General features: G+C 45.9%; 18 protein-coding genes and 1 pseudogene. 3 read left to right on the top strand and 16 right to left on the bottom strand.

All coding sequences use genetic code 11. The features are described 5' to 3' along the window. Positions 1-183: pseudogene (locus X919_RS16995) on the top strand (IS982 family transposase); the annotation flags it as partial. Between the two features lie 455 nt (positions 184-638). Here the strand turns inward: X919_RS16995 and X919_RS14565 are convergent. The 3 genes from X919_RS14565 to lptB form a co-directional block, all read right to left on the bottom strand. After that, the gene (locus X919_RS14565) at positions 639-848 is read right to left on the bottom strand and encodes a hypothetical protein (RefSeq protein ID WP_051502363.1); all 210 of its coding nucleotides are present in this window, start codon (positions 846-848) and stop codon (positions 639-641) included. Between the two features lie 78 nt (positions 849-926). Further along, on the bottom strand, positions 927-1,148 hold the full coding sequence (locus tag X919_RS17175; protein ID WP_081759392.1) for an integrase core domain-containing protein: 222 nt from the start codon (positions 1,146-1,148) through the stop codon (positions 927-929). A gap of 162 nt (positions 1,149-1,310) precedes the next feature. Continuing rightward, positions 1,311-2,102 (bottom strand): LPS export ABC transporter ATP-binding protein, encoded by a 792-nt coding sequence (lptB, locus tag X919_RS0101645; protein WP_025070257.1) that lies wholly within the window; start codon positions 2,100-2,102, stop codon positions 1,311-1,313. Between the two features lie 136 nt (positions 2,103-2,238). Here lptB and X919_RS0101650 point away from each other — a divergent pair, with 136 nt between their 5' ends. Both X919_RS0101650 and X919_RS0101655 read left to right on the top strand, forming a co-directional pair. After that, positions 2,239-2,997 carry an MlaE family ABC transporter permease gene (locus X919_RS0101650; protein ID WP_028898753.1) on the top strand — a complete coding sequence of 253 codons (759 nt, stop codon included), beginning with the start codon at positions 2,239-2,241 and terminating at the stop codon, positions 2,995-2,997. Further along, positions 2,994-3,764, top strand: a complete 771-nt coding sequence (locus X919_RS0101655; RefSeq protein WP_028898754.1) for an ABC transporter ATP-binding protein — start codon at positions 2,994-2,996, stop codon at positions 3,762-3,764. Before X919_RS0101650 ends, X919_RS0101655 begins: the two co-directional genes overlap by 4 nt. A 563-nt stretch (positions 3,765-4,327) precedes the next feature. Here the strand turns inward: X919_RS0101655 and X919_RS0101670 are convergent. From X919_RS0101670 to X919_RS0101725, 13 genes are all read right to left on the bottom strand, one after another. Beyond that, positions 4,328-4,720, bottom strand: coding sequence for a hypothetical protein (locus X919_RS0101670; RefSeq protein WP_028898756.1), 393 nt, complete (start codon positions 4,718-4,720; stop codon positions 4,328-4,330). Positions 4,721-4,795: 75 nt separating this feature from the next. After that, positions 4,796-6,109 carry a ribosome biogenesis GTPase Der gene (gene der, locus X919_RS0101675; RefSeq protein WP_025070252.1) on the bottom strand — a complete coding sequence of 438 codons (1,314 nt, stop codon included), beginning with the start codon at positions 6,107-6,109 and terminating at the stop codon, positions 4,796-4,798. 144 nt (positions 6,110-6,253) lie between these two features. After that, entirely contained in the window at positions 6,254-7,135 is an 882-nt protein-coding gene (gene era / locus X919_RS0101680) for a GTPase Era (RefSeq protein ID WP_028898757.1), read from the bottom strand. A gap of 93 nt (positions 7,136-7,228) precedes the next feature. After that, positions 7,229-8,248 carry a beta-ketoacyl-ACP synthase III gene (locus X919_RS0101685; protein ID WP_028898758.1) on the bottom strand — a complete coding sequence of 340 codons (1,020 nt, stop codon included), beginning with the start codon at positions 8,246-8,248 and terminating at the stop codon, positions 7,229-7,231. Beyond that, complete coding sequence (gene rpmF, locus X919_RS15810) at positions 8,248-8,433, bottom strand: 50S ribosomal protein L32 (RefSeq protein WP_081759393.1); 186 nt, start codon at positions 8,431-8,433, stop codon at positions 8,248-8,250. The genes X919_RS0101685 and rpmF overlap by 1 nt, the downstream gene beginning before the upstream one ends. 23 nt (positions 8,434-8,456) lie before the next feature. Beyond that, positions 8,457-8,984: a YceD family protein gene (locus X919_RS0101690; RefSeq protein ID WP_028898759.1), complete on the bottom strand. Its 528-nt coding sequence runs from the start codon at positions 8,982-8,984 to the stop codon at positions 8,457-8,459. A gap of 460 nt (positions 8,985-9,444) precedes the next feature. Then, complete coding sequence (locus tag X919_RS0101695) at positions 9,445-11,748, bottom strand: glycoside hydrolase family 3 N-terminal domain-containing protein (protein WP_051502365.1); 2,304 nt, start codon at positions 11,746-11,748, stop codon at positions 9,445-9,447. A 12-nt stretch (positions 11,749-11,760) separates the two neighbouring features. Then, complete coding sequence (locus tag X919_RS0101700; RefSeq protein WP_028898761.1) at positions 11,761-14,268, bottom strand: glycoside hydrolase family 2 TIM barrel-domain containing protein; 2,508 nt, start codon at positions 14,266-14,268, stop codon at positions 11,761-11,763. Between the two features lie 7 nt (positions 14,269-14,275). Next, positions 14,276-16,291, bottom strand: a complete 2,016-nt coding sequence (locus tag X919_RS0101705) for a glycoside hydrolase family 16 protein (protein ID WP_028898762.1) — start codon at positions 16,289-16,291, stop codon at positions 14,276-14,278. Positions 16,292-16,512: 221 nt separating this feature from the next. Continuing rightward, positions 16,513-18,531 carry a SusF/SusE family carbohydrate-binding protein gene (locus X919_RS0101710; protein WP_028898763.1) on the bottom strand — a complete coding sequence of 673 codons (2,019 nt, stop codon included), beginning with the start codon at positions 18,529-18,531 and terminating at the stop codon, positions 16,513-16,515. 15 nt (positions 18,532-18,546) lie between these two features. After that, entirely contained in the window at positions 18,547-20,235 is a 1,689-nt protein-coding gene (locus X919_RS0101715) for a RagB/SusD family nutrient uptake outer membrane protein (protein WP_028898764.1), read from the bottom strand. 28 nt (positions 20,236-20,263) lie between these two features. Further along, on the bottom strand, positions 20,264-23,074 hold the full coding sequence (locus tag X919_RS0101720; protein WP_028898765.1) for a SusC/RagA family TonB-linked outer membrane protein: 2,811 nt from the start codon (positions 23,072-23,074) through the stop codon (positions 20,264-20,266). Between the two features lie 34 nt (positions 23,075-23,108). Continuing rightward, on the bottom strand, positions 23,109-24,869 hold the full coding sequence (locus tag X919_RS0101725) for a RagB/SusD family nutrient uptake outer membrane protein (RefSeq protein WP_028898766.1): 1,761 nt from the start codon (positions 24,867-24,869) through the stop codon (positions 23,109-23,111). Between the last annotated feature and the right edge of the window lie 4 nt (positions 24,870-24,873).

The following is a 24,873-nucleotide window of genomic DNA, read 5'->3' on the forward strand; positions in this document are numbered from 1 at the left end:
GAGTGCATCAATGAACTCTTGAAGAATAAAGCTAACCTCGTACACTCGCGACATCGCTCGATACACAACTTCATCATGAATCTATATTCTGTCCTTACTGCCTATTGCTTTTTTGACAATAAACCTGAGGCACTACCTGTTTATGCCGAAAAATCAAAGCAGTTAGAACTGTTTGCATCCTAATCTTATCCCGAACTCGGGTAGATATCACAACAATTAGCAATAAAATTTGGAGAACGTTTTGAAATCATATAACTTTGCCTCAGAAAAAAGGCTCCTCATCTGGCTGGCACGATTAAAAATCGCGTCAGCCAGATAAGGTTAAATATAAAGGATTAGAGCCTTGACACAGTTGAAATTACACTACCCTTCCACAATGTTTGCATCAGTAGCGTTGTTTACCAGTACCACTTTTGATAACATTGTTTGAGTGGTAATGTGGACATTGAAACCTCATTCCCAATCTGGAGCATAAAGTACCGAAGCGTTCTCGTAAGATTATTTTTTCTTTGTTTTGGGTTACAAATATAGCAAAAGGCAGAGAACCCATCCCTACCTTTATGCCTAATCTTTTAAAAATCACATTAATAATCAGATGATTTTTGCAATAACTCCCGATTTGGAGCATTACCGAAGCATTATCTTTCTAGTATTCTCCTTTTTGCATTTTCAAGTACTTCGAAAAATTCATCCAACATAAATGAAATTTTTTCATCAAGATAAAATTCTATCACAAATTTTTCTATTTCTTTGTTGACCTCGGCAACCATTTTTTTTTCATACCATATTTCTGCCACAAGATTTTCTCTATCAGGAACACTTGATAGTTCTATATTAAATTTGCTCATATTCTTATTCTAAAAATCCTATAAATGTTTTGCCATCACCATACGTTGTCAAACAAAAGTGCACAACTGCAAATGTAGTTATTTACTCTGTAGTTTCATTCTTTTATGCTCAGAAATTCTTTTGTTGATTGAATTTTGCTTTATAGTTTCTCTTATCCTTTTAATTTCCTCCCCTTGGCCTAAATATACATTTCTTGGTGTAAGATTGTCCAATGATTCATGAAACCTGCTCTCATTATAGCATTTCACCCATTGGGCAACAGCCTTTTCTAATTCAGAGGGACAGCAATAATAGATTATAAACTATGAAAAACGTGGTTGTTTATTGCACTTCGATTTGAAATGTACACCATTACCATCCATTTTATCACACAATATAGGCTATGTTTCAATATGATATACTGCACTTTGCCCCACAATATAGCCCACTTTTCTGGGGCAAAGTCAAGACATGAAGAAACGTTATGCTTTCAGTTGGGCTTCGAGGGCTTCGTCTTCGGCGTTGGGTTTGAACTTGCGGTAGACGAAATTTTCGCTCAGATAGTTCTTGCGCACAACGGGATTGGCGGCCAGTTCCTCTGAAGGACCATCGAAGAGGATGCGGCCTTCGAACAACAGATAGGCGCGGTCGCAGATGGAAAGGGTTTCCTGCACGTTGTGGTCGGTGATGAGAATACCGATGTTGCGATATTTCAAGCGCCACACAATGTGCTGAATATCCTCCACGGCTATGGGGTCGACGCCGGCAAAAGGCTCGTCGAGCATGATGAATTTGGGGTCGATGGCCAAGCAACGGGCAATCTCGGTGCGACGTCTTTCGCCGCCCGAGAGCTGGTCGCCCTTGTTCTTTCGCACTTTTGTTAAGCGGAACTCACGAATCAGACTCTCCAATTTCTCCACCTGATCGGCGTGCGACAGGCGGGTCATCTCGAGCACCGACATGATATTATCCTCGACACTCATCTTGCGAAACACGCTCGCCTCCTGCGGCAAATAGCCGATGCCGGCGCGCGCCCGCTTATAAACGGGATAGTCGGTGATCTCCTTTTCGTCTAAGAAAACATGCCCTTCGTTGGGCACCACCAAACCCGTTGTCATATAAAAAGAGGTGGTCTTGCCCGCACCATTAGGCCCAAGTAGCCCCACAATCTCACCTTGTTTCACGTTAATGCTCACGCCATTGGCCACCGTTCGTTTGCCATAGCGTTTCACCAATCCCTCGGTGCGCAGCGTTGTCAGTTTCTGTTCTTCCATATCAAACATGCGTTGGCTGCAAAGTTATAGCTATTCGGCTGACTGACAAAATAAAAAAATAAAAACTATGTGCACGAAATCACTTTTTCAAAGGATTTTGGTTACTTTTGCAACCAAAAGAAGACAGGTAACACTTATGTTGATTCTCAAACTCTTACAAAAATATCTCACGACCTTTGGGCGCTATCTGATGCTCATGGGACGCTCGATAGCGGTTCCCGATCGCATGCGCATGTTCCTCAAACGTTACAGCAAAGAGATGGCGCAATTAGGCGTCGACTCGATAGGCATCGTGATACTCATCTCGTTTTTCATTGGCGCAGTGATTTGCATTCAAATGAAAATGAACATTCAAAGTCCATGGATGCCGCGCTGGGTTTCGGGCTACACCACACGCGAAATTATGCTCTTAGAGTTCTCGAGCAGCATCATGTGTTTGATTCTTGCAGGGAAAGTGGGGTCGAACATCGCCTCAGAACTCGGCACAATGCGCGTCACCCAGCAGATTGATGCCTTGGACATCATGGGCGTGAACTCGGCCAACTATCTCATTCTGCCCAAGATTTTGGGGCTCATCACAATGATGCCCTTCCTGGTTATCTTCAGTTCGGCCATCGGCATTGTGGGCGCATACAGCACCGCATACATCGGCCACATCCTCACCCCCGACGACCTCACGCTCGGCTTGCAGCACGCATTCAACGCCTGGTTCATCTGGATGAGCATCATCAAGAGCATGTTCTTCGCCTTCATCATCGCCAGCGTGTCATCGTTCTTCGGCTACACCGTCGAAGGAGGCTCCGTGGAAGTGGGAAAAGCGAGCACCGATGCCGTGGTGTCGAGCAGTGTTTTAATTCTATTCTCCGACGTATTTCTCACACAATTACTCTCATGATCGAAGTTAAGCATCTCTATAAATCGTTTGATGACAAAGAAGTGTTGAAGGACATCAGCACCATCTTTGAGGACGGAAAAACCAATCTCATCATCGGACAAAGCGGAAGCGGAAAGACCGTTTTAATCAAAAATCTCGTGGGATTGCTCACACCCACGCAAGGAAACATCTTCTACGACGGGCGCAACCTCATGCAGATGAACAAAAAAGAAAAAGCAATGCTGCGCCGAGAGATGGGGATGATTTTCCAAAACGCCGCACTTTTCGACTCGCTTTCCGTGCTCGAAAACGTGATGTTCCCACTCGACATGTTCTCAACCATGACCTATAATGAGCGTGTAAAACGGGCGCAGGAATGCTTGGATCGCGTGAACCTGATTGACGCACAGCAGAAATTCCCCGGCGAAATCTCGGGTGGCATGCAGAAACGCGTTGCCATTGCCCGCGCAATCGTGATGAATCCCAAATACCTTTTCTGCGATGAGCCCAACTCGGGACTCGACCCTAAGACCTCATTGGTTATCGACCAACTGCTCTCGAGCATCACCAAAGAATACAATATGACCACCATCATCAACACCCACGACATGAACTCCGTGATGGGCATTGGCGAAAACATCGTCTTCATCTATAAAGGCCGAAAGGAATGGCAGGGCAACAAAGACGAAGTGGTGACCTCGACCAACAAAAAGCTCAACGAACTGGTCTTCGCCAGCGAGCTGTTCAAGAAGGTGAAAGAGGTAGAGATTGCCGAAGGAGAAAAATAATTTTTCAACATCGTTGGCGCACACAACGCTGCCACTCCCCTAAGCATAACGCAAAAATAGCGCGTGGTTTATGGCTCAATATCGACCCAAAAACCACGCGCTACACATTTATTTTCGTCGTCATTGCCACGCAACAAGCCCGAAATGACGCACCAAACATCCCACGCACACGCCACAAGATTCGCCCACTCCGATTTTAATCGCTTCTTTCTTTGCACCACATTTGCAGGTAAACTGCAAACATATCCAAAAATTGCATATTGCTTGCAGTTTGCCTGCAAATATACTCTAAAATCGCATTTTGCTTGCAGCACTTACTGCAAATATGCTTCAAAATTGCATGATACTTGCGGCATTCCTGCAAATATGCCGCAAAACTGCACTTTATCTGCAGGAGTTCAGCAAGTATGTTACAAAAACACTTATCATTTGCAGGGCTTCTGCAAATATGTTACAAAACTGCATTTTGCTTGCAGGAACTCCAGCAAGCATGTTACAAAAATGCGCATCGTTTGCAGAACTTCCTGTAAACGATGCGCAAAACGAAAAGATATTGGTCGCGATTAGCGCAAATACCACACGCCATCGTGCTCCACCATCGGCACAACAACTTGCTCTGACGAACCATCGCCATACGTAAAAGTGAGGAAGGCATTGCCCGTGTGCTGCGCTTCGTCGATGGTTGCATGCGCCACGGCAACGCTTTTCAGTCCGTTGTGCTCGTTTTGTTGCTGTTCGATAAACATTTTTGCATTCAAAACTAACTGCGAACGATAGGTCGAAGGCAGACTATCGGGCCGATAGGTGGCATCGACAAAGGCGGCATAGTTGCCGTTTAAAAGCTGCTGATAATAATGCAAAGCCGCTTTCCCTACGGGTTTCGCAGGGTCGTTAAGAATGTGTTTACAACCAAAAAGCGACACCAGAATACACCCAAATACTATGATTTTCTTCATCCTTCAAAGACGCACGAGGCGTGTGTTCACCTTATTATATATGTCGTCTGCCATTTTCCCCATCCTGAGCCTGCATCACTTCTGCCGTATGAAGATGTTGATGGGGCAGCCATGCATGCTCCAGTTCTCGCGGATTTTGTTTTCAAGAAAGCGGCGGTAATTCTCCTTCACGTACTGTGGAAGGTTGGCATAGAACACGAAGGAGGGGATTTGCGTGTTGGGGAGCTGCGTGCAATATTTGATTTTGATGTATTTTCCCTTGACGCTTTGTGGCGGGAAAGCCTCGATGATGGGCAACATCACTTCGTTGAGCTTCGACGTTCCGACGTGTGTCTTGCGGTTGAGATAAACCTGTTTTGCGGTTTCCAAAACGCGGAAAATGCGCTGTTTGGTGAGGGCCGAAGCAAAGATGATGGGGAAATCGACGAAGGGTGCCATGCGGTTTCGGATGGCCGCTTCGAACGTGTCGATTACCTTTTGAGACTTTTCCTGCACCAAGTCCCATTTGTTCACCACCACAACGAGACTTTTGTTGTTCTTTTGTATCAACTGAAAGATGTTCATGTCCTGCGCTTCCACGCCGCGTGTCGCATCGAGCATGAGTATGCAAACATCGCTGTTTTCTATGGCACGTATCGATCGCATCACGCTATAGAACTCAAGATCTTCGCTCACTTTATTCTTGCGGCGGATGCCTGCGGTGTCGACTAAGTAGAAATCAAAACCAAACTTGTCGAACCGTGTGTAGATGCTGTCGCGCGTGGTGCCGGCAATCTCGGTCACAATGTTGCGGTCCTCGCCAATGAAAGCATTGATGATGCTGCTCTTTCCTGCATTGGGCCGTCCTACAACGGCGAAACGTGGAATGTCATCCTCTATGGTTTCCGGGTTTTCCTGGGGCAGCTTGCCGATGATAAGGTCGAGCAAATCGCCCGTTCCGCCACCCGTAGCAGCGCTCACACACTGCGGATCGCCCAAGCCAAGACGATAGAATTCGGCCGCCTGATAGTAATCGGCGCTGTTGTCTACCTTGTTGGCCACCAAGATAACGGGCAATTTTGTGCGACGAAGAATGGTGGCAACATCTTCGTCCCAATCGGTAACGCCAGTAGTTACGTCCACCAAGAAGAGCACCAAATCGGCCTCTTCGGTGGCAACCAACACCTGACGGCGAATGGCATCCTCAAACACATCGTCGGAGTTGACCACCCATCCGCCCGTATCCACAACGGAGAACTCCTTTCCATTCCAGCTGCATTTGCCATACTGTCGGTCGCGCGTGGTGCCAGCTGTGTCACTAACGATTGCCCGACGCGATTGCGTGAGGCGATTAAAAAGTGTAGATTTTCCCACATTGGGACGCCCTACGATAGCTACTAAATTTGCCATAATTGTTGTTTAATTTCTGAAGTTATACATTCTTCGGCCCTCCTTCTTGCGGAGAGTGTGCCCTCTGTCTATTCAGGGCCTTAAGATAAATGATGGAACTCGCGTCCCAATGGATTATTGATGGAATCTACTTTGGCGCGCCCCTTACTCGGGATTGTAGCCAAAGCTGTTGAGTTCGCGCTGCGAAGAACGCCAGTCTTTATCGACCTTCACAAAGGTTTCAAGGAAGATTTTCTTCGCAAAAAACTTCTCAAGTGCCTTGCGCGCTTCGGTGTTTACCTTTTTCAACGCCACCCCTTGGTGTCCAATGATGATGCCTTTTTGGCTGTCGCGCTCCACATAGATAACGGCATTAATGCGTATTTTGGTTTCCGTCTCCTTGAATTGCTCCACGCGCACCTCTACGCTGTAAGGTATTTCCTTATCATAATAAAGCAAAATCTTCTCGCGAATGATTTCGCTCACAAAGAATTTGGCGGGCTTATCGGTGAGCTGCTCCTTGTCGAAATAGGCGGGCGACTCAGGCAAAAGCTCCTTGATGCGCTTCAACAAAATGTCGATGCCAAACTTATTCTTGGCCGAAAGGGGCAATATCTCGGCGTTGGGCAGCAACGTGTGCCAGTGCGAAACGATGTCGCCGAGCTGCTGTTGATTGGTTTCATCTATCTTGTTTACCAGCAAAAGCACAGGAATTTGCATGCGCTTCACCTTGTCTAAGAAGTCGAGATTCTTCTCAGGATTTTCCACTACGTCGGTCACATAAAGTAGAATGTCAGCATCGGTGAGTGCCGATTCCGAGAAAGCCAGCATCATCTCTTGCATCTTATAATTGGGCTTCAACACGCCCGGTGTGTCGGAAAACACAATCTGGCAATCGTCTTCATTCACAATTCCCATGATGCGATGGCGTGTAGTTTGCGCTTTAAATGTAGCAATACTGATGCGCTCACCCACCAACTGATTCATCAAGGTGCTTTTTCCCACATTGGGATTACCCACGATGTTTACAAAACCTGCTTTGTGCATAACTTTCTCTTAGGTGAATATCCATAAAAAAACGCATCGCCCTCCTGACGGATAAGACAGATGCGTTCTCTTATTTTTGTTTCGCTCTACGATCTACTTTGCTGCACCTGTTGCTGCACCATCATATGCCCAGCGCAAATAAGCTGCACCATTAACAAATCCGGCGCCGAAACCTGTGAGAATGATGTTATCGCCTTTCTTGAGCGTTTTTTCAAAATCCCACAATACAAGTGGCATACAAGCAGCACTTGTGTTGCCATAACGCTGGATATTAACCAACACCTTCTCCATTGGTGCACCTATACGTTTGGCCACAGCCTCGATAATTCTGAGGTTTGCTTGATGCGGAATGACATAGTCTACATCGTCCATCGTGAGGTGATTGCGCTTCAATAATTCTTCACAATCATCGCCCATAGCATTCACTGCATAACGGAACACGAACCGTCCCTCTTGATAAGTGTAATGCATACGATGGTCAACAGAGTAATGAGATGCAGGGAACACCGAACCACCAGCCTTCACATGCAAGAAAGGGAGTCCCTTTCCGTCTGTGCGATGATAGGAATCTATCAAGCCAATGTTCTCTTCTTCTGTCCCTTCTACCAACACAGCACCTGCACCATCACCAAATAAAGGACAAGTAGCACGGTCTTCATAATCGGTGATAGCCGACATTTTATCAGCACCAATCACGATAATTCGCTTATGCCGGCCACTCTGAATCATATTAGACGCAACATCAAGCGCATACATAAAGCCACAACATGCCGCTGCAAAATCAAATGCAAAGGCGTTCTTTAGCTCTAATTTCCCCAACACAATAGAAGCCGTTGAGGGATGAGGATAATCAGGTGTTGTGGTTGCAACGATGACCGCATCAATCGAATCAGGATCAACTCCCGTCTTTTTCAGCAGGAGTTTAGCCGCTTTTCGTGCCATGTAGGATGTGCCTAACCCTTCTTCTACCAGCAGTCGGCGCTCCTTGATACCCGTCCGTGTGACAATCCACTCATCATTGGTGTCGACCATGCGCGAGAGTTCATCATTGTTGAGAACATAATCAGGCACATAACCTGCTACACCAGTGATGATGGCGTTGATATTCTTCATTATTCTGCTACTTCCTTAACAACAGCAACCTTACCTCTATAATAACCACAAGTAGGGCAAACTGTGTGATAAACGTAATAGCTACCGCAGTTAGGGCATACTGCCAACGTAGGAGCTACTGCCTTATCATGCGTTCTTCTTTTGAGTGTACGCGTCTTTGACTGTCTTCTTTTAGGATGTGCCATAATCTTTTAAATTAATTTTTTGTTTATTCTTCGAATTTCAATTGCGACAAAGCTGCCCATCGTGGATCCATTGCTTCCTCCCCATTCACATCACTACTTCGGGTAGTCGAGAGCGCTTTCAGCTTCTCTATCATCGCAGGGTTACATTTTCCAGGTGCATGCACATGCTTGATAGGAATGCAGAGTTCAATAAATTCATAGATAAACCATGCAACATCGAGTATTCCTTCATCCTCGGCCACCGTCACAAGGTCATCATCTTCGGCATAACTTTCGCCCATTTTCACAGCTAAGTGGTTCTCCGTTTCAATGGGTTGATCCATGTCTTCGAGACACAAATCACAGGGAATCACCACGCTACCTTTCGTATAAAACGACAAATCGAAATAGTCATCGGTGCGGTTAATCACTAATGTTGTTTGCAAACAGCCACGTTTCACTTCTGCAGCTTCTAACGACTGAAAAAATGAATCATCCAAGTTGAACACACGCTTTGTCTCGCCTTGTGCCAACGCTTTGAGGTCTATTTGAAACGATTCGGTACGCTCCATACGGGCTGCAAAGATACAAATATTTTCCGTAAATAGCCAACTAATCAATAAAAAATGTTTAATCTTCCAGCAGAACCACATAGATGGCAACATCTTACACCAATCCTTTTCCCGATAAAGGTGTCACATGCAATGACAACCCATAGAAATTGTGGATAAAAGCTACCAAGGGGCATTGCACTTTTCAAGTAAAATCATATTAGAAGCACTGTATCTAACATGCTCTCCGAACAAGGAACTGCTAGAAATATTATTTTAAAATCTTTTCTAATCAAACAACATATTAGAAACAGTGCCCTTATCTATTTTTTACACAAAAAACACGTCAGAAATACTATTCTTCATCACTTATTGGACGGAAACATATTATAGTCAAGGCTTCTCATCATGTTTTATGTGCACATGAGATTATGCTATGAAAGGACGAGTAGTCTATTCTATTCACCAACCTCCACTCCAATCATCGAGAGATGTGATCTTTCGCTTGGCGAGGAAGTGTTTCTCCCAACCACACTACTGACCGCTTTTGTAGCGTTTCGCTATCACTTCCCACCATGATTTCAAACGTTCCTGGTTCTATCACATAGCGCATTTGGTTATCATAGAACCCCAAATCATGCACATCGAGCACGAAATCGATGCGTCGCGTTTGCCCCTTCGCAATGAAAAGTTTTTGGAAGCCCTTCAGCTCTTTCACTGGTCGCACCATTGAAGCCACCTTGTCAGCCACATAAAGCTGAACAATCTCTTCACCATCGAAACGACCTGTATTGGTCACATCAACCGAAACTCGTAGCGTTCCATCAGCCGAGAACTGCTCTGGGCATTGCATTTTACCATAAGAAAACGTGGTATAGCTCAACCCATAACCAAAGGGATAGAGGTTGTGATTGGGCACATCGATGTGGCGAACGGTCGAGCTATAGGGCATATCGCCTGGTCTTCCTGAGCGTTTATAATTGTAATAGTTGGGAATCTGCCCCTCGGTAAGCGGGAATGAGGTCGTTAATTTACCCGCAGGAACAACGTCACCAAAAAGAATATCAGCTACAGCATGCCCCGTTTGTGTACCAGGGAACCAAGCTTCAAGCAAGGCATCAGCCAGCGTATCAACCTTTTGTAAGCACAATGGGCGCCCATTCATCAGCACCACAACCAATGGCTTGCCTGCCTTATGTAGCGTGTCCAATAATGCTTCCTGTTGTCCTGGCAAACGAAGCATGGCACGACTGCGTGACTCACCACTCATCAATGCCTTCTCACCCAGCACAGCAATCACCACATCACTTTGCTGAGCAGCATCAAAAGCAGCAGAAAATTCCCGTTTGGAAGGGTCTGTAAAATCACAACCTTGTATGTAATCTATCACCACTTCATTGCCTAATTTCTGTCGAAGTCCCTCCTTCACGGTCACTACATCATGTGCATTGCCCCGTGCATTCCACGAGCCCATCACCTCATCTTGGTTATTTGCCAATGGCCCCACGAGAGCTATGCGTCGAATTTGCTTAGAAAGTGGCAACACAGCAACATTGTTTTTCAACAACACCATCGATGAAGCAGCCGCCTTCCGTGCTAAAGAATCGAGCCTACTCGAACGCACCTCTCGTCGTTCGCGTGCAACATCAAGGAAACGATAGGGATCATCGAAGAGGCCTAAAGCATACTTTGCGCGCAAAATGCGTTCTACGGCAGTATCAATATCCGATACAGATAAGTGTTTTTCACGCACTGCTGTCGCCAAGCAACGATTATATAAACCATCTGTCATATTCATATCCACACCTGCTTTCAACGCCAATAGCGCCGCATCTTCATCGATTTCGGCCACGCCATGCGCTTTCAACTCTTGCACTGCGTTCCAATCACTCACCACAAAGCCTTGATAATGCCATTGCTTACGCAGCAAATCAGTCAACAACCAGTGGTTCCCTGTGGCGGGAATACCATTGAAACTATTAAATGCTGACATGAATGTTTTGACTCCTGCATCAACACATGCCTTGAAAGGTGGTAAATAAACCTCGGCCAATGTCGATAAGGAGAGATCCACTGGTGCATAATCTCGACCAGCTTGCGGTGCACCATACGCTACAAAATGTTTTGCACAAGCCATCACCGCATTGGGGTTTCCGAGATTCCATTGGAACCCTCGCACACGCGCTTCCGCAATTTTACATCCCAAATAAGTATCCTCTCCAGCACCTTCAACAATGCGTCCCCAGCGTGGGTCGCGTGCAATATCAACCATGGGTGCAAAGGTCCAGTGAATACCCGACGCAGATGCTTCTATAGCAGCAGCCTTAGCTGTTTCAAACATGAGATTTAAATCCCACGAACAAGATTCTGCTAATGGTGTAGGGAAAATTGTTTTAAAACCATGTATCACGTCAAAAGCAAACAACAATGGTATCTTCAACCGCGACAACCGCATGTTCTTTTCTTGCAGTGCACGCAGCTTTTCAACGCCACCCACATTGAGAATAGAGCCCACCATCCCGCGTTCGAAGAGCGAATCTGAGAGGGCTGCACTCTGAGGGCCTGTCAACAAATCGCCACCTACATACTGTGAAAGTTGTCCTATCTTCTCGGGTAGCGTCATTTTTTGCATGAGTTGCCGCACAAACTGCGTTTCTTTGTCAGCCACATGGTATGTCTTTGGCATCGTTTTCTTAGGTTGACGCGGATTGATGTGCTGTGCATGGCCCACGAAAAAGCAACCCATGAAGCAGGTCGCCAACAAGAGTGTTCGTTTTGTTTTCATTCTGTTTACGTTTTATTCTGATTTAATTTCTATCGTTTGAGACTGCAAATCCACGCCACGTGCTGTGAGTTGAAGAGTTGAAGGCGCCTTTCCGGCTTGCACAACCACCAGACATTTGCCAAAGAACGCACGCCGTTCGTGGGCTTGAAAACGTTCCATGGAGAAAGGAGAGCCATTGTCAACGCCTGCAATTTTACCCTCCCCCTGCAATGAAAAGAGGATATTATTTTCTGCCCAGGGGCACCGATTACCATCACAATCCACAACTTCTACAGTAACAAACGACAGACTTCGCCCATTGGCTTTGATTACCTTACGGTCGGGCGTCAGTCGAATATGATGTGGCGCGCCTGCTGTTCGTAGAGTTTTTTCGGCTACAACCAGTCTATTTCTTCGCGCCACTACACGCACTTCTCCCGGCACAAAGACCACACGCCATGCCACATGATATTCGTGTTCATTGTTCTTTCGGCGCACCCCCTGTGAGGTTCCATTCACAAAAAGTTCCACTTCATCGGCTTGATTGTAATAACACCACAGGTCAATGGTTTGCCCTTCGAGCCAGTTCCAATGAGGAAAGACATGCAACACAGGTTGTTTCGTCCATTCACTTTGGTAGAGGTAGTAGGCATCTTTGGGAAAGCCAGCCAAATCTACCAACCCAAAATAGCTACTTCTTGCTGGAAAAGCGAAGGGAGTAGGCTCGCCAATATAATCGAACCCCGACCAAATAAACTGACCAGCACAATAAGGTGTGTGCTTCACCACATCCCATGTCTCTTCGTGAGTGGAACCCCAATAGGCACAAGAATTGTCATAAGCAGAACAAAGAAATGTTGGATCCGTGAAAGGTTTCTTGACGGTTGGCAAGCGATACAGCGAGTCACTGGGCATTTTATAATAACCTCGGGTCTGCAAAGCCGACACACTTTCGGTCATCAAGAAAGGCTTTCCTGGAAATTGCTGGGGCACCTCGCTCACCTTTTTCTGATGGTAGTTAAACCCGATCACATCTAATGCCCCACTTTTAAACAAGTTATTGTTGGGCGACACCTCGTTACATCCCGCCGTAACGAGGCGCGTTGGGTCGTAGCGCCGCACGATAGCCGCTAATACTTGTGTTAGTCTGGCATTCACATTCTGCGTATCTCCAGCCGTCAACGCTGCCTTATCGCGCTGGTTGTTGAGCAAGATATTCACCTCATCTAAGGCGACTCCCATATCGTTCGTTTTGTTCCATTGCTCTAATACCTCGTTACCGATGCTCCAAAGGATGATAGAAGGATGGTTACGATCGCGCAAAACCATATCGCGCAAATCGCGTTCAAACCACGTCTTGAAATGCAATGAATAGTCGAATGATGTTTTTCCTTGCAGCCAACTGTCAAAAGCTTCATCAACAACCAACATCCCCATACGGTCACAAAGGTTCAAAAGCTCGGGAGCCGGTGGGTTATGGGCACACCTTATGGCATTAGCGCCCATCGCTTTCATCATCGACAGCTGTCGATAGAGAGCATCTTCGTTGATTGCTGTGCCTAAACATCCCAGGTCACCATGCAGGCAAACTCCGTTGATTTTGATATTCTCACCATTCAGAAAGAACCCCTTCTTGACGTCAAATGTCACCGTTCGGAACCCCATCGTCGTGGTATCACAATCCAACACCTGCGCCTGTGCCACCAGTTCTGTCGTAATCGTATAGAGATGTGGCGAAGAAAGCGACCATAGCTGTGGCTGTCGCACGCGCATTTGCTGCTGAAGGGTGGTGCCAGAAGGGTCAACAACACAAACTTTTGATGTCTGTGCAACTAACTGATGTGCTTTATCCCATAGCTTTTGGCGTACAACCACTCGACGACGGCTTCCACTAAAATTCTCAATCTGGGTGTTGAGTGTCACCTCCCCCACCCCTTTCTTGATGGTAGCAATCACTTGTGTACCCCATTCAGCCACGCGAATGTCCGACGACCTGGACAAGTAAACATGGCGATAAATACCACATCCCGTGTACCAACGACTATTGGGCTGCTGCGAATTGTCCACCTTCACAACCACAATGTTATCACCTTGTTTATGAAGGTAGCGTGTAAGGTCAAAACTAAAACTTATAAATCCGTAGGGACGTGTGCCCACCCATGTACCATTTACATACACAGACGTATTCATATACGCCCCATCCAGATGGAGTACATAGCGAGAGGTCGCATCACTATCTTGTAAAAACAGATGCTTACGATACCAGCCTTTGCCACCAGGCAGTGCACCTCCTGTGGCACCCGAAGGGTTTTTCGCATAAAAATCGCCCTCAATAGCCCAGTCATGTGGCAAATCTAACAGGCGCCAATCCCTATCATCGAACGTCGATTGCTGTGGTGCGTCGTCTTTCTGCAATGCAAAACGCCAGCCCTCATCCCATAGATGGCGTTCAGAAGCCTGGCTTTTGAGTGCCCCTATCGACAACAGGCACAAGGCAATCCCACAAAGATAGTAAGAGAAAAAAAGAGTTGTATGTTTCATCTTAACTTTATTGCACAACAATTTTACGACCACCTACAATATAAATTCCGCGTGGAAGCGTGCCGGCTTGCCATCGATTGGCCACCTTAATCCCATACAGCGTGTAAACCGCGGGATCGGTTTTTACATGCATTTTCACATCCTTAATGGCTGTATCGGTATCTCCTCTTCCTATCACACGCACACTTCTCAGGTAATACCCCTTTCCTGTTATGGCCAATCCATGTTGCTTGAGCTCCTCAACGGCTTGCGCATTAAGCGTAAAGGTGTACACCTTTTCATCCGCCCCAGCAGTCAAGTTCAGAATATGTCCATACGTTTTGTCCGACGAGAGAGAGGGTCGGTCGTGCTCACCTTGTGCAGGTTGCTTGAATTGTCGCAAGAAAATTTGCGCTTTGACATCTGCATCTCTCACCGTGATTTCCAATTGTTGTCCTGCAGAAACTTTTTTAAATGATGCAGCGGGGATAAGCACTTCGCCCCATTGTATTTGCTTAAAGCCCACCCACTTTGCACTATCTTTAGAGGAATGCAGCACTGAGAATAAACGAATATTTTTTCCTTTGATGGTACACCCCTCGGTCTTCAGCTTCCTGCAAAGGTCATCCGTATCGACAATAAAGGTCATTTGCGCATCGTGTTGGGCCAATTCTGGCTGTAAGGTAATGATGGATTTACCCCTCTTATCGCAAACATCGAGGGCCAATTTCCCTACAGTTCTAAACTCAGAATTGCTAAGCGTGTCAAGGTCCATCACAAGCTGATCACCCACCTGCAAGCCTTTAAATTGCTTAGCGGCCATATTCAAGTCGATGGCCAATGTTTTCCAGTCCGACCCTTTGGGCAAAGAGCCCAGCCACAGCGCCCGATTCGTACGTTTATACACCCGCAACCAATCGATATTCATTTCATAATTATGGGGCACTTTACTTATCTTTCCATGATATTGAGGATCCAATTCAGGGTATAAGATGCCTCTATTAAGACCATTAAGAGTATCAATCTTGCCACCCATGGCTCCTGTTACGGCCACATCCCAAATATGATCGATATCACCTTTGATATATTTATCTTTCAAGAGCTCATTATAACGGTATTCAGAAGTACCCTCTACCATGTCAGTCTTCGTCGTAAATACCGATCTCACTCTCCCATCCAACAAGAAACTCACCGCCAAATGCACTGAAGAGTCGCCGGGGAGGGGGTCGATTTGTGCACCATAAACATGGAAATCTTCTTCTGGATTGAAATCAATAACACGGATACGATCTGCAAAATCATTATGATTGTAGGTCGTATTGTACTTCAATTCGTTGGTCACACTATCACGATATGACTTGGCATGATCCATCCCATGCACCGATTGATGGAGCGTTCGCTTGCCCTTGAAATAATAAGTATGATTGGTCCATTTATCAGGGATGTCCCGATCATCGTCATTAACAAAGAACTCTTGCAAGTCAATCTCAAAATTTCCGGCTCCTCCATAGCGGTGACGAAGCCATAAAGCCATCCATACCCCTATTGCATAGGGTATCTTTGCCTTCACTTCTATACGCGAATACAACGGATAATAACGCCCATGATCCTTTGCATCCTTGCTGGACAACGCACCAGACCACCATCCTGTGTACAGTGGGGCATACTCCCTTTTGATGGGTTTGCGCCACAACACACTATAATCAACATCATTATCGGGCTTATCAGGCCGGTAAAGCCCCGTCAAAATAGCATCGCGTGTGGCACGAAGGGTGAGTATGCCATTTTTTACCGATATCATTTGATCGCGATAGATGTGTACACTTCCTGTTTTTCCATTGCTCCCATAGGTATCAAACTTATAGTCTTCACGTGCGTCACCATACATGCCCCAAGCAAAACGGTCAACATCTGTACCATTAAATTCATCGCCTTTTAAACGATTCCAGCCGGGCAATGCGGGGATTCCAAACTGCTCTGTCTGTGCACTTATACTGACAAAGCTCATACACAGGACAAATATTGCTGTTAAAATTCTTTTCATATTTTATTTTTTTTGAATGGCTTCATGAGCCTGATAAAATAGTTTATCGCGGCAATTCCATCTTTTATATAAACGGAAATAAATGTCTTTTATTACCAAGCGATGGAGATTGCTTTGTAAAATGTGCGATATCATGCAACAAAATATATGATATGGTGTGACAATCTATACGATATTATCCAACGATTACAGCGCTTTCGCCACACCATCTCATCGCATACCTATGGCACTTCGATGGTAGCTTGCTTTGAAACAAAATCAATGGTGATTTTTGTTCCTGCTTTCCACACATAATCTTTATTTGGTTCGCCGTCGCCATTCTTACGATATAAGAACGCTTTCGTTTCGGGATCAACATAGACTTCGCGCTTCCACGAGCCAAACTTCTTAACACGACTGAAGGCCGGAATGTTCGGATAAATGCGTAATCGCCCCTCTTGTGGCAGCGTCACACTCATGCTTCGCCCATCAGCATTGGGCGTAAACGTCACACTAGAATCACCACAAGAACCCGAAAGGGTCAGGGGTTGAATGGCAATCTCGCGCGAATCCAATCCCACATAAATTAGGTAGATGCCGTCATGAGGAACAACTGCCCGATGATTCACAACGTTATAGTCTGTCGCGGTCTTCAACTTAGCAAAGTTTCCTCTGCCAAAAGCCTTTTCAGTAGAGAACTCAAGTGCGGTTCCTCCGCGCAAATAGCTGATGTAAAACCAACGCGATGCCCCAGCATAACCATTCTCTAACGACACCACTCCTGGTGCGGCCCAATCCCATTGTCCAAAGTCGTCGCCCGTCATATAAAGCTGATTTACGCCTTCTGGAATAAGATTCTCTGGAGTTGTTCCTCCAAAATCGGCCGTTTGATGCGCTACATCAACCGTGACTGTAGTTCCCTTTGCCACAGGCAAGACAGGCGGTTCGTTCGCAACGACACCTGGATAAACAATCTTCCCATTATGAATGGTGAACAACATGGTTGACCAGTCTCGTCCATTTTGCTCAGACGTAGCAAAAAGATGAAGGTTTCCTGTCTCGGTTGTTTCTACTGATAAATGACTCCCATTGCTGGTTAAGGCCAGTTCTTTATCTGCCAAAGCAGCACCCGAGGCATAGACCTTAGGATGCTCAAACGTAATAAGTTTGCGGTCTAAGTTCACATAAACCAAATAGAGCCCCGAGGCGTTTACCGTGGCTTTTCCGTCGCCATTTAGCGTCACACCTTGCATCGTTTCCAACGAAGAGAATGCCTGGGCACCATCTTTTGTCGTAGCCCACTCTATGGTTTGGCCAGCTTGCAAATAGCATAGTCGCCAAAATTCGCCATTCCCAACGGCACCCACAGGAGCCATCGGCACCACATCGTTACTGCTCCACGCCCCAAAGTTGGTTCCACCCATGTAAAGTGTGTTGGCAAGTCCTTTTACTTCGATTCCCTTTCCACCCATGCGCGCCGTAAATTCTCCTGTGAGTACGCTGTATTGCACTTGCACATGATATTGCCCTTTCAAAGGGAATTTCAACTTCACATCCGACAGATTGGTGAGGGGCTGATAGGATTCTGAGAGCTGATTGGCACGTTCGGTTGACGCCGTTCCCGTGAAGACTGCTGGCAAAGCGTAGTTCTCGGTGTCGTTATCGCGTAGATAGAGGGTTGTCCCATCGTTCACATTGAATACATATTTATTGGGATACAGCTGCTGGGTTGAGTCGGCATTGCTCCAGGTAACGATGTGTCGATTGTGGTCATAGGTAACGTCGCTGAGCGCTACAGACGTTTTTCCATCTGCAGTCAACGCATGATCACTCTGCATGGTAAACTGAATGGGGAGGATAGCCAGTTCTTTTCTTTGTTGATTGACCACCACTTGGTAGAGTCCTTCTTGGGGTACAGAGAAGCCATTGCCGCCGGCTTGCAATTTAAATGCTGTGGCGTGAGCATTGGAAAGGGCAATCTCACTCCCCTTTCCATACGCAACGGGCTGGCCATCGCTATCCACATAGGAGATGTGAAAGCTACCATTGGGTTTCAACCAAGCGAAGATACTCAACATGTTTTCGTGAGTACCTGCCTTCAGACGACCTGTTTCGATGGGGAGAGAGAACTCTGACGATGCACCAGAGAGATAAACACCTTCTGGAACATTCACCACTTCATCATAGCCAATATTATTTTCTGTGCAAGCTATCGCACCCAAAATGGATAGCATCACCATCATATTTCTTAAACGTATCATAATGACCTTATTTTATTACCAACCAGTATTTTGTCTCCATTGTTTTAATTTAAGCACTTCAGACTGCGGTATGGGATACCAATACATCTTGGGCTCAAACACGCGCTGTTCTATTTCGGTGGGCGCATAAGCATACCCCCCTAAAGGTTTCTTCGTGATTTGTACCCCTTTCAGCGGTGCGCCGAGCGTCGAAGAGGCAATTTTCCAACGACGAACATCCCAATAACGATGCTCCTCGAAGGCCAATTCTACACGCCGTTCATGCTGAATTACGCCACGCATCTGCGCTTGTGAAAGCCCTGTCTCTACGTCGGGGAGCAAAGCCCGGTTGCGAACTTTGTTGAGATAAACCTCAATATCGGGATTGGTGGGATCGCATTCGTTGAGCGCTTCTGCATAATTCAAATAGATTTCTGCCAAGCGGAACAGCGGAACGACATGCCCACTGCTGCTCCCTCCCGTTTGAATATTCACATCTTCATTGAGGAACTTGCGCAGATAATAGCCCGTCTTCGTTGCATTCGGATTAGGACTTGCGTCTGCTCCACCAGGATAAGCGGCCACCCTTTTACCTTTAAAGTCTGCAACATTCATTAAAATCGTAGCCGCTAAGCGGTCATCTCGATTGGCAAAAGGCAATGCAGCATCGGCCGGATTGTTCCAATCAAAGGCCGTCCCATCGAGCGTTTCATAAGAATCGACTAAGTTCTGAGAAGGATTTGTGCCCCCTGTCCCACCGAAACTCACGGGGAAGTTGCTCTTCTCAAAATTAGCATTAGCAGCATACCTACGCACGAAAATATACTCTTTATTTTGGAAATCGTTTTTAAAAAGATTACCATACGACGAGGCTAATTCATATTGATTGAGGTCGATAACGGCCTTTGCTGCATCGGCAGCAGCCCGCCATTGCGCTACATCCGAGGGTTTATGAGCCTCGTCGATGTCGCCAAAGTCAACATAAAGTGGGCTGGCAGCATAGAGCAACACCCTACTCTTCAAGGCTAAAGCAGCCCCTTTCGTGGCACGACCAAAGGCATCATTGACATTGCGCCACGGGGTAAGTTCGAGTGTTTCTGCTGCGGTATCACACTCACTTACAATGAAATCGACCACATCTTTCATCGTGGGGCGTGGCATATTTCCATAGTCACCATTGATGCTCAGCGTTGAAGTGATGATGGGAATGGGGCCATAACGCTTGAGCAATTCAAAATAGAAATAGGCACGAAGGAAGCGTGCTTCGGCACACCACATGCGGATATCTTTTAAATTGTTGGCATACTCTACCTGCTTATCGGGGTCTAATCGTGAAATATCGAGGTTTACATGGTCGGTATTTTCCATGATGGTGCAGCACTTAGCAATACCCGAAAAATAGCGATTCCATTGATCATCGGGGTTGTTTAAGGCGTTCCATGAGCCATTACCTAACTGCCGAATATCAGACGATTCGACGGCAAATGTGGCATCATCTGTTGCAGCCGCCAACAAAGCACCATTCGAAAAGCGATTTAAGCCTTCAGGGAGAAGGGTGTAAGCATAGGTGAGATAGGATTTTGTTCGATTGTAAGAGTCGAACGTTGCCGTCTTATCAATAAACGATTCTTCCTCACGATCTAAAAAACTATTGCACGAACTGAGAATAGAAGTTGCGCTGATGACTATCGAAACGACAATATATGGAGAAAACTTTACGTTCATAGAGGGATATTTTTAAATAGAATATTACTTAAAATGCAAGTTTCAAACCGACACTAACCGTGCGCATGAGGGGATAACTTAAGAGATAGTCTTGCTCGGCATCACCCAATTTTCCAAGATGATCGAGCGTGAATAAATTGGTAGCGTTGACATAACAATAAACGCTATTCAAACGTAGGGCTCGCGAAACTGCTGCAGACAGCTCATAACCGAGCTGAATATTGCGCAACCTTAAGTAGCTTCCATTACGACGCCAAAAGGTGGATGTGCGATAATTGTTGCTGAAATCAACCGTTGACAAACGCGGATAAGTAGCGTCGGTGTGGGTTGGTGTCCAACTATCGAAAGCTAAATTTGAAGCTGATCCATTATTTTGGAAGGAGTAAACGTTGGGGCCCCGCAAATAAATATCGCGTTGAGCAACCCCCTGGAACAGCACATTGATATCGAAACCTTTGTATTTGATACCGCCACTAAACATGTAGTTCCACGCAGGAACAGTAGCGTTGCCCACAGGATGTGCATCATTTCCATCGACAATCTGGTCGCCATTGTAATCTTTGTAGCGAATATCTCCGGGAGCAACATGTCCGAATTGAGGCTGAGGAAGATTGGCTTTTAGTCTGCCACTACCATCAAAATCGTCGGCCGTATAGAAGCCTTCGGCCTCTAAAACAATAGGTTTCCACACGGGATTTCCTTTTCTATAGAGATAGCTCTCGGCTTTTATATCTTCCCCTTGCTCATCAACTCGGCTCATTGCATACCATGTTCCGGCCTCTGCAAAGTAAGAGATTCTGTCGCGAATCGTCCCCTGATAACGTGCTTTGAACTCAAAACCATGATTGGTTACTTTACCCACATTCATCAAAGGAAGGATTCCACCATAGGAAGCTCCTACGATACCGAGTACCTGTGCATAAGGAAGTGTGAGAATATCTGATTGGGTTTCATGGAAGAGGTCGAAGTTGAACGACAGATTTCTCAATACGACTGCATCGAAACCGATATTGACAACGCGTTTTTTCTCCCACGAAACGGCAGGATTAGCCAAAGTCTTTTCCGTGAAACCTGAAGACTGTGAGCTTCCTATACCAAAGAGATAACTTCCCTTGCTGGCATAAGCCTCATCGTAAATATAACGTGCTGACGTTTGATTGTTACCGGTAAGGCCATAGGATGCACGAACTTTTAAGAAATCAATCCACGACATTGCCTTGAAGAAAGACTCCTGACTGGCTACCCATGCTGCAGAGAATGCTGGGAAAATACCAAAGCGATGCCCGCGAGCATAATTATCGGTACCCATATAAGAAGCCACCAACTCGGCGATATAACGTTGGTTAAGGTCATAGGTTAAACGGCCTGCAAAGTTTACATAACGCTCGTCATCGCGCACATTATAGACTTGATAACGATCATTAAGCATCAGCAACATTGCATGGATGCCATGCTTACCGAGACGTCGTTGATAATCAATCTGCGCTTGTAGACCGATACGTGACTGACTGGTTCGAAATCCTTCAGATGCGGTTAACGCAGCCTCAGACCCATATTGCGTGTAACTATAAATCGGATTATTTTGTGCATCGACCCCCGTTTGCTGGAGTGAATAGCGTGCATAATCGCGTGTTTTGGGCGACGTTTCAGCCATAAAATTATGATAACCAAACATCACTTTGGCACTCAGTCCACGCACAAAAGCATTAAAGTCATACTGTAAACCGAAGATGACTTGCAGTGAACGAGAGTTCTCTTTATTCAACCCACGATACAAAAGATTGGCTACAGGGTTGGTATAGAGTGATGTCCCGCCAATACTTCCATTCGGATTGTAGACAGGGAAAGCATTCGGAGGTGTGCTCCAGATGGCATTTAAGTAGGAATCCGCACCGCCTCCACCAGGCATTGTCTTCTCGGCGAGGCTCACTCCTGAATAGAGTGATGCACGGAAATAGCGGGTGATGTCTACGTCTAAGTTGGCTCTGAAGTTATAACGTGCATAATCGACATTGGCATTTTCACGTCGTTTGGAGTCTGTTCCACGATAAATACCATCGTTTTGCAATAGCCCTGCCATGACATAATAATTCAATCCGCTACCTCCTCCACGGAAAGATAGTTCGCCCATGGTTAGTGGTGTCGTCGTTTTATAAACCTGCGTTTTCCAATTTACATTGGGAAAAAGGTAGGCATTGCTACCCGATTGATAGGCCGCGAGCATATCATCTGTGTAGATAGGAGCTTTCCCGTCGTTGGCAAGTGCTTGATTATAAAGACTCGCATAGTGGTAAGCATCCATCGGAGTGTTCATCACTGTTGGCATTTGAATGCCCGTTTGCATGCGGAATCCAATCTTTGGTGCAGAGCGGAAGCCCTTCTTTGTCGTAATCAACAACACGCCATTGGCACCCCTTGAACCATAGATTGCCAATGCTGCCGCATCCTTTAGCAAAGAAACCGACTCGATTTCTTCGGTAGAAAGATTGTCTAAAGGAGCTTCAAAACCATCGATAAAGACAAGCATTTCTTGCTTACTATTGAACGAACTTACACCACGTGTGAACATATTCTCCATGTAAAAGTCGTAACCTGGCTCACCCGATTTCTGAAGAAGTGATAGCCCTGGCAGCATTCCTTTTAAGGCATTGCCCACCGTTGGCGAGGTAATTTCCATAAGGCGTTCACCTTTTACTGTGGAGATTGCTGCTGATTGTGCCCATGAAGGCTGTGCTCCATAAGCTATAGGTGTCATCGTTGTATCGACAATATCTTGTGCACTAACAGGAGAACAGCACTGCATAAGTACACAGCTGATGATAAAATATTTCAATTTCATTGTCCTATTATTTTACATTAAGGTTTGTTTTTAACTACCATCCAGGATTTTGAATGAGATAACCTTTGTTGACTTCTTTCTGGTCAATGGCATATAAATAGCAGTTATCATTCCAAAAACGATGTTCAAAAACGTAGGGTTGATAATGAATATGTGTTTTATTCCCATCTATTGAATGAATTCTTAAACCATAAAATTGCCCTTTCATGACGCCTTCTTCACCTGCTATACGCCATCTTCGAATATCCCAAAAGCGATGATCTTCGAAAGCTAACTCCACAGCACGCTCGTTACGGAGCTTCGTTCGGAAAGCTTCTCGTGTCATATTTGCAGGGAAATCAGGCATTCCTGCACGTGAACGGATGGCATTGACCGCATCATAAGCTGCTTGTGGCGGTGCACTTTCATACTCATTCAGTGCCTCGGCATAGTTTAAATAGAGCTCAGCCAGTCGGAAAACAGGCCACTGAACATTGGCCGTATTGCTACCATTGACGTGTAATATACGGGGCACCCACTTATGAAGTAAGTGTGCAGTACGATCCATTTTCGAATGTTCAGCACCACCTTCAAGGAAGTTGATAAACGGGATCTCATCATTCCAACTACTACTATGATAGGCAATGGTCTGCTTAAAACGCGGATCAAGACTGTTATAAATATCAATAAGGTTGTCACCTCCATCCATATTCCAATCAGCAGGCTGCCCATCTGCACGCCTCTCATAGTGCAAAACGAAATTAAAGGGCACATATAATCCCGCATCACCCCATGACTTATTCATGGCCCATGTGGGTAGGTTTGCCACCAAAGGCCGACTGGTTGTCTTGAAATTACGATATTTCATATTCCCCAAAATGATTTCTTCATTATCGGGAATGGTCCACACATCTTCATAGTCTTTATCGGGGTTTCCGGTGTTATACAGATGGTAATGGCCAGAGGCTATGGCCGCATCGATTGCAATTTTGGTTGCATCGGCAGCCTTTTTCCAACGCTCCCTATCATAGTTTCCATAGCCAATGAGCTCTTCATGCCCAGGAAAAGCCATATAAGGTGTGTTCGTATTGAACAAAGGGCTTGCAGCATAAAGCAATACTCTGCTCTTTAAAGCCAAAGCAGCTATGCGCGTAGCGCGCCCCAGTTTAGCATTGTCGGTATAGTAATCGGGCAGATATTCTGTGGCACGATCACAGTCAATGAGAATCGAATCGATACAATCTGCAAAGGAATTGCGTGCCCGTTGTGAGAAATCTGTTGGGTCGATGACCTCTCTTACAATAGGCATTCCACCATAACGATAGACACCTTCCCACAACAACATGGCTCTCATGAAGTAGGCTTCACCTGTAGTGCGCCGATTAAAATCGGGGTCTCCTTCATCGAAAGGTACTTCATGGATACGCTTTAAAATGAGGTTTGCCACTCGCATCGTGTGGTTTCGCAAATAAAAACGGCAGTCTTCATCCCATGTAAAATTACTGTTGGTGTGATTTCCTGCATTCCATGCGGCATTTCCCATAGCCCAAGTAGCCACATCTTCGCCCTCATCACAGGCAGAAGCCAGCGTGGATGACGATAACAACCGCCGATCCGTGTTACTGCTACTCATACAAAATCCATAGGGCATTCCTTCGGCATAAAGTGTCGTTAAGAGCTTCTCTACACCTACACGCGTAGCAAAAACTTCATCCTCTCCATAGTCTACAGAGGGTGGAGTCTCTAAGAAATCGGAACAAGCTGTCAGGAAAACAGTCGCGAGTATCGATGCTATAGATATAAACTTCTTTTTCATACGA

Origin of the sequence: Prevotella sp. HJM029 (assembly GCF_000599605.1) — a bacterium.
Lineage (GTDB): Bacteria > Bacteroidota > Bacteroidia > Bacteroidales > Bacteroidaceae > Prevotella.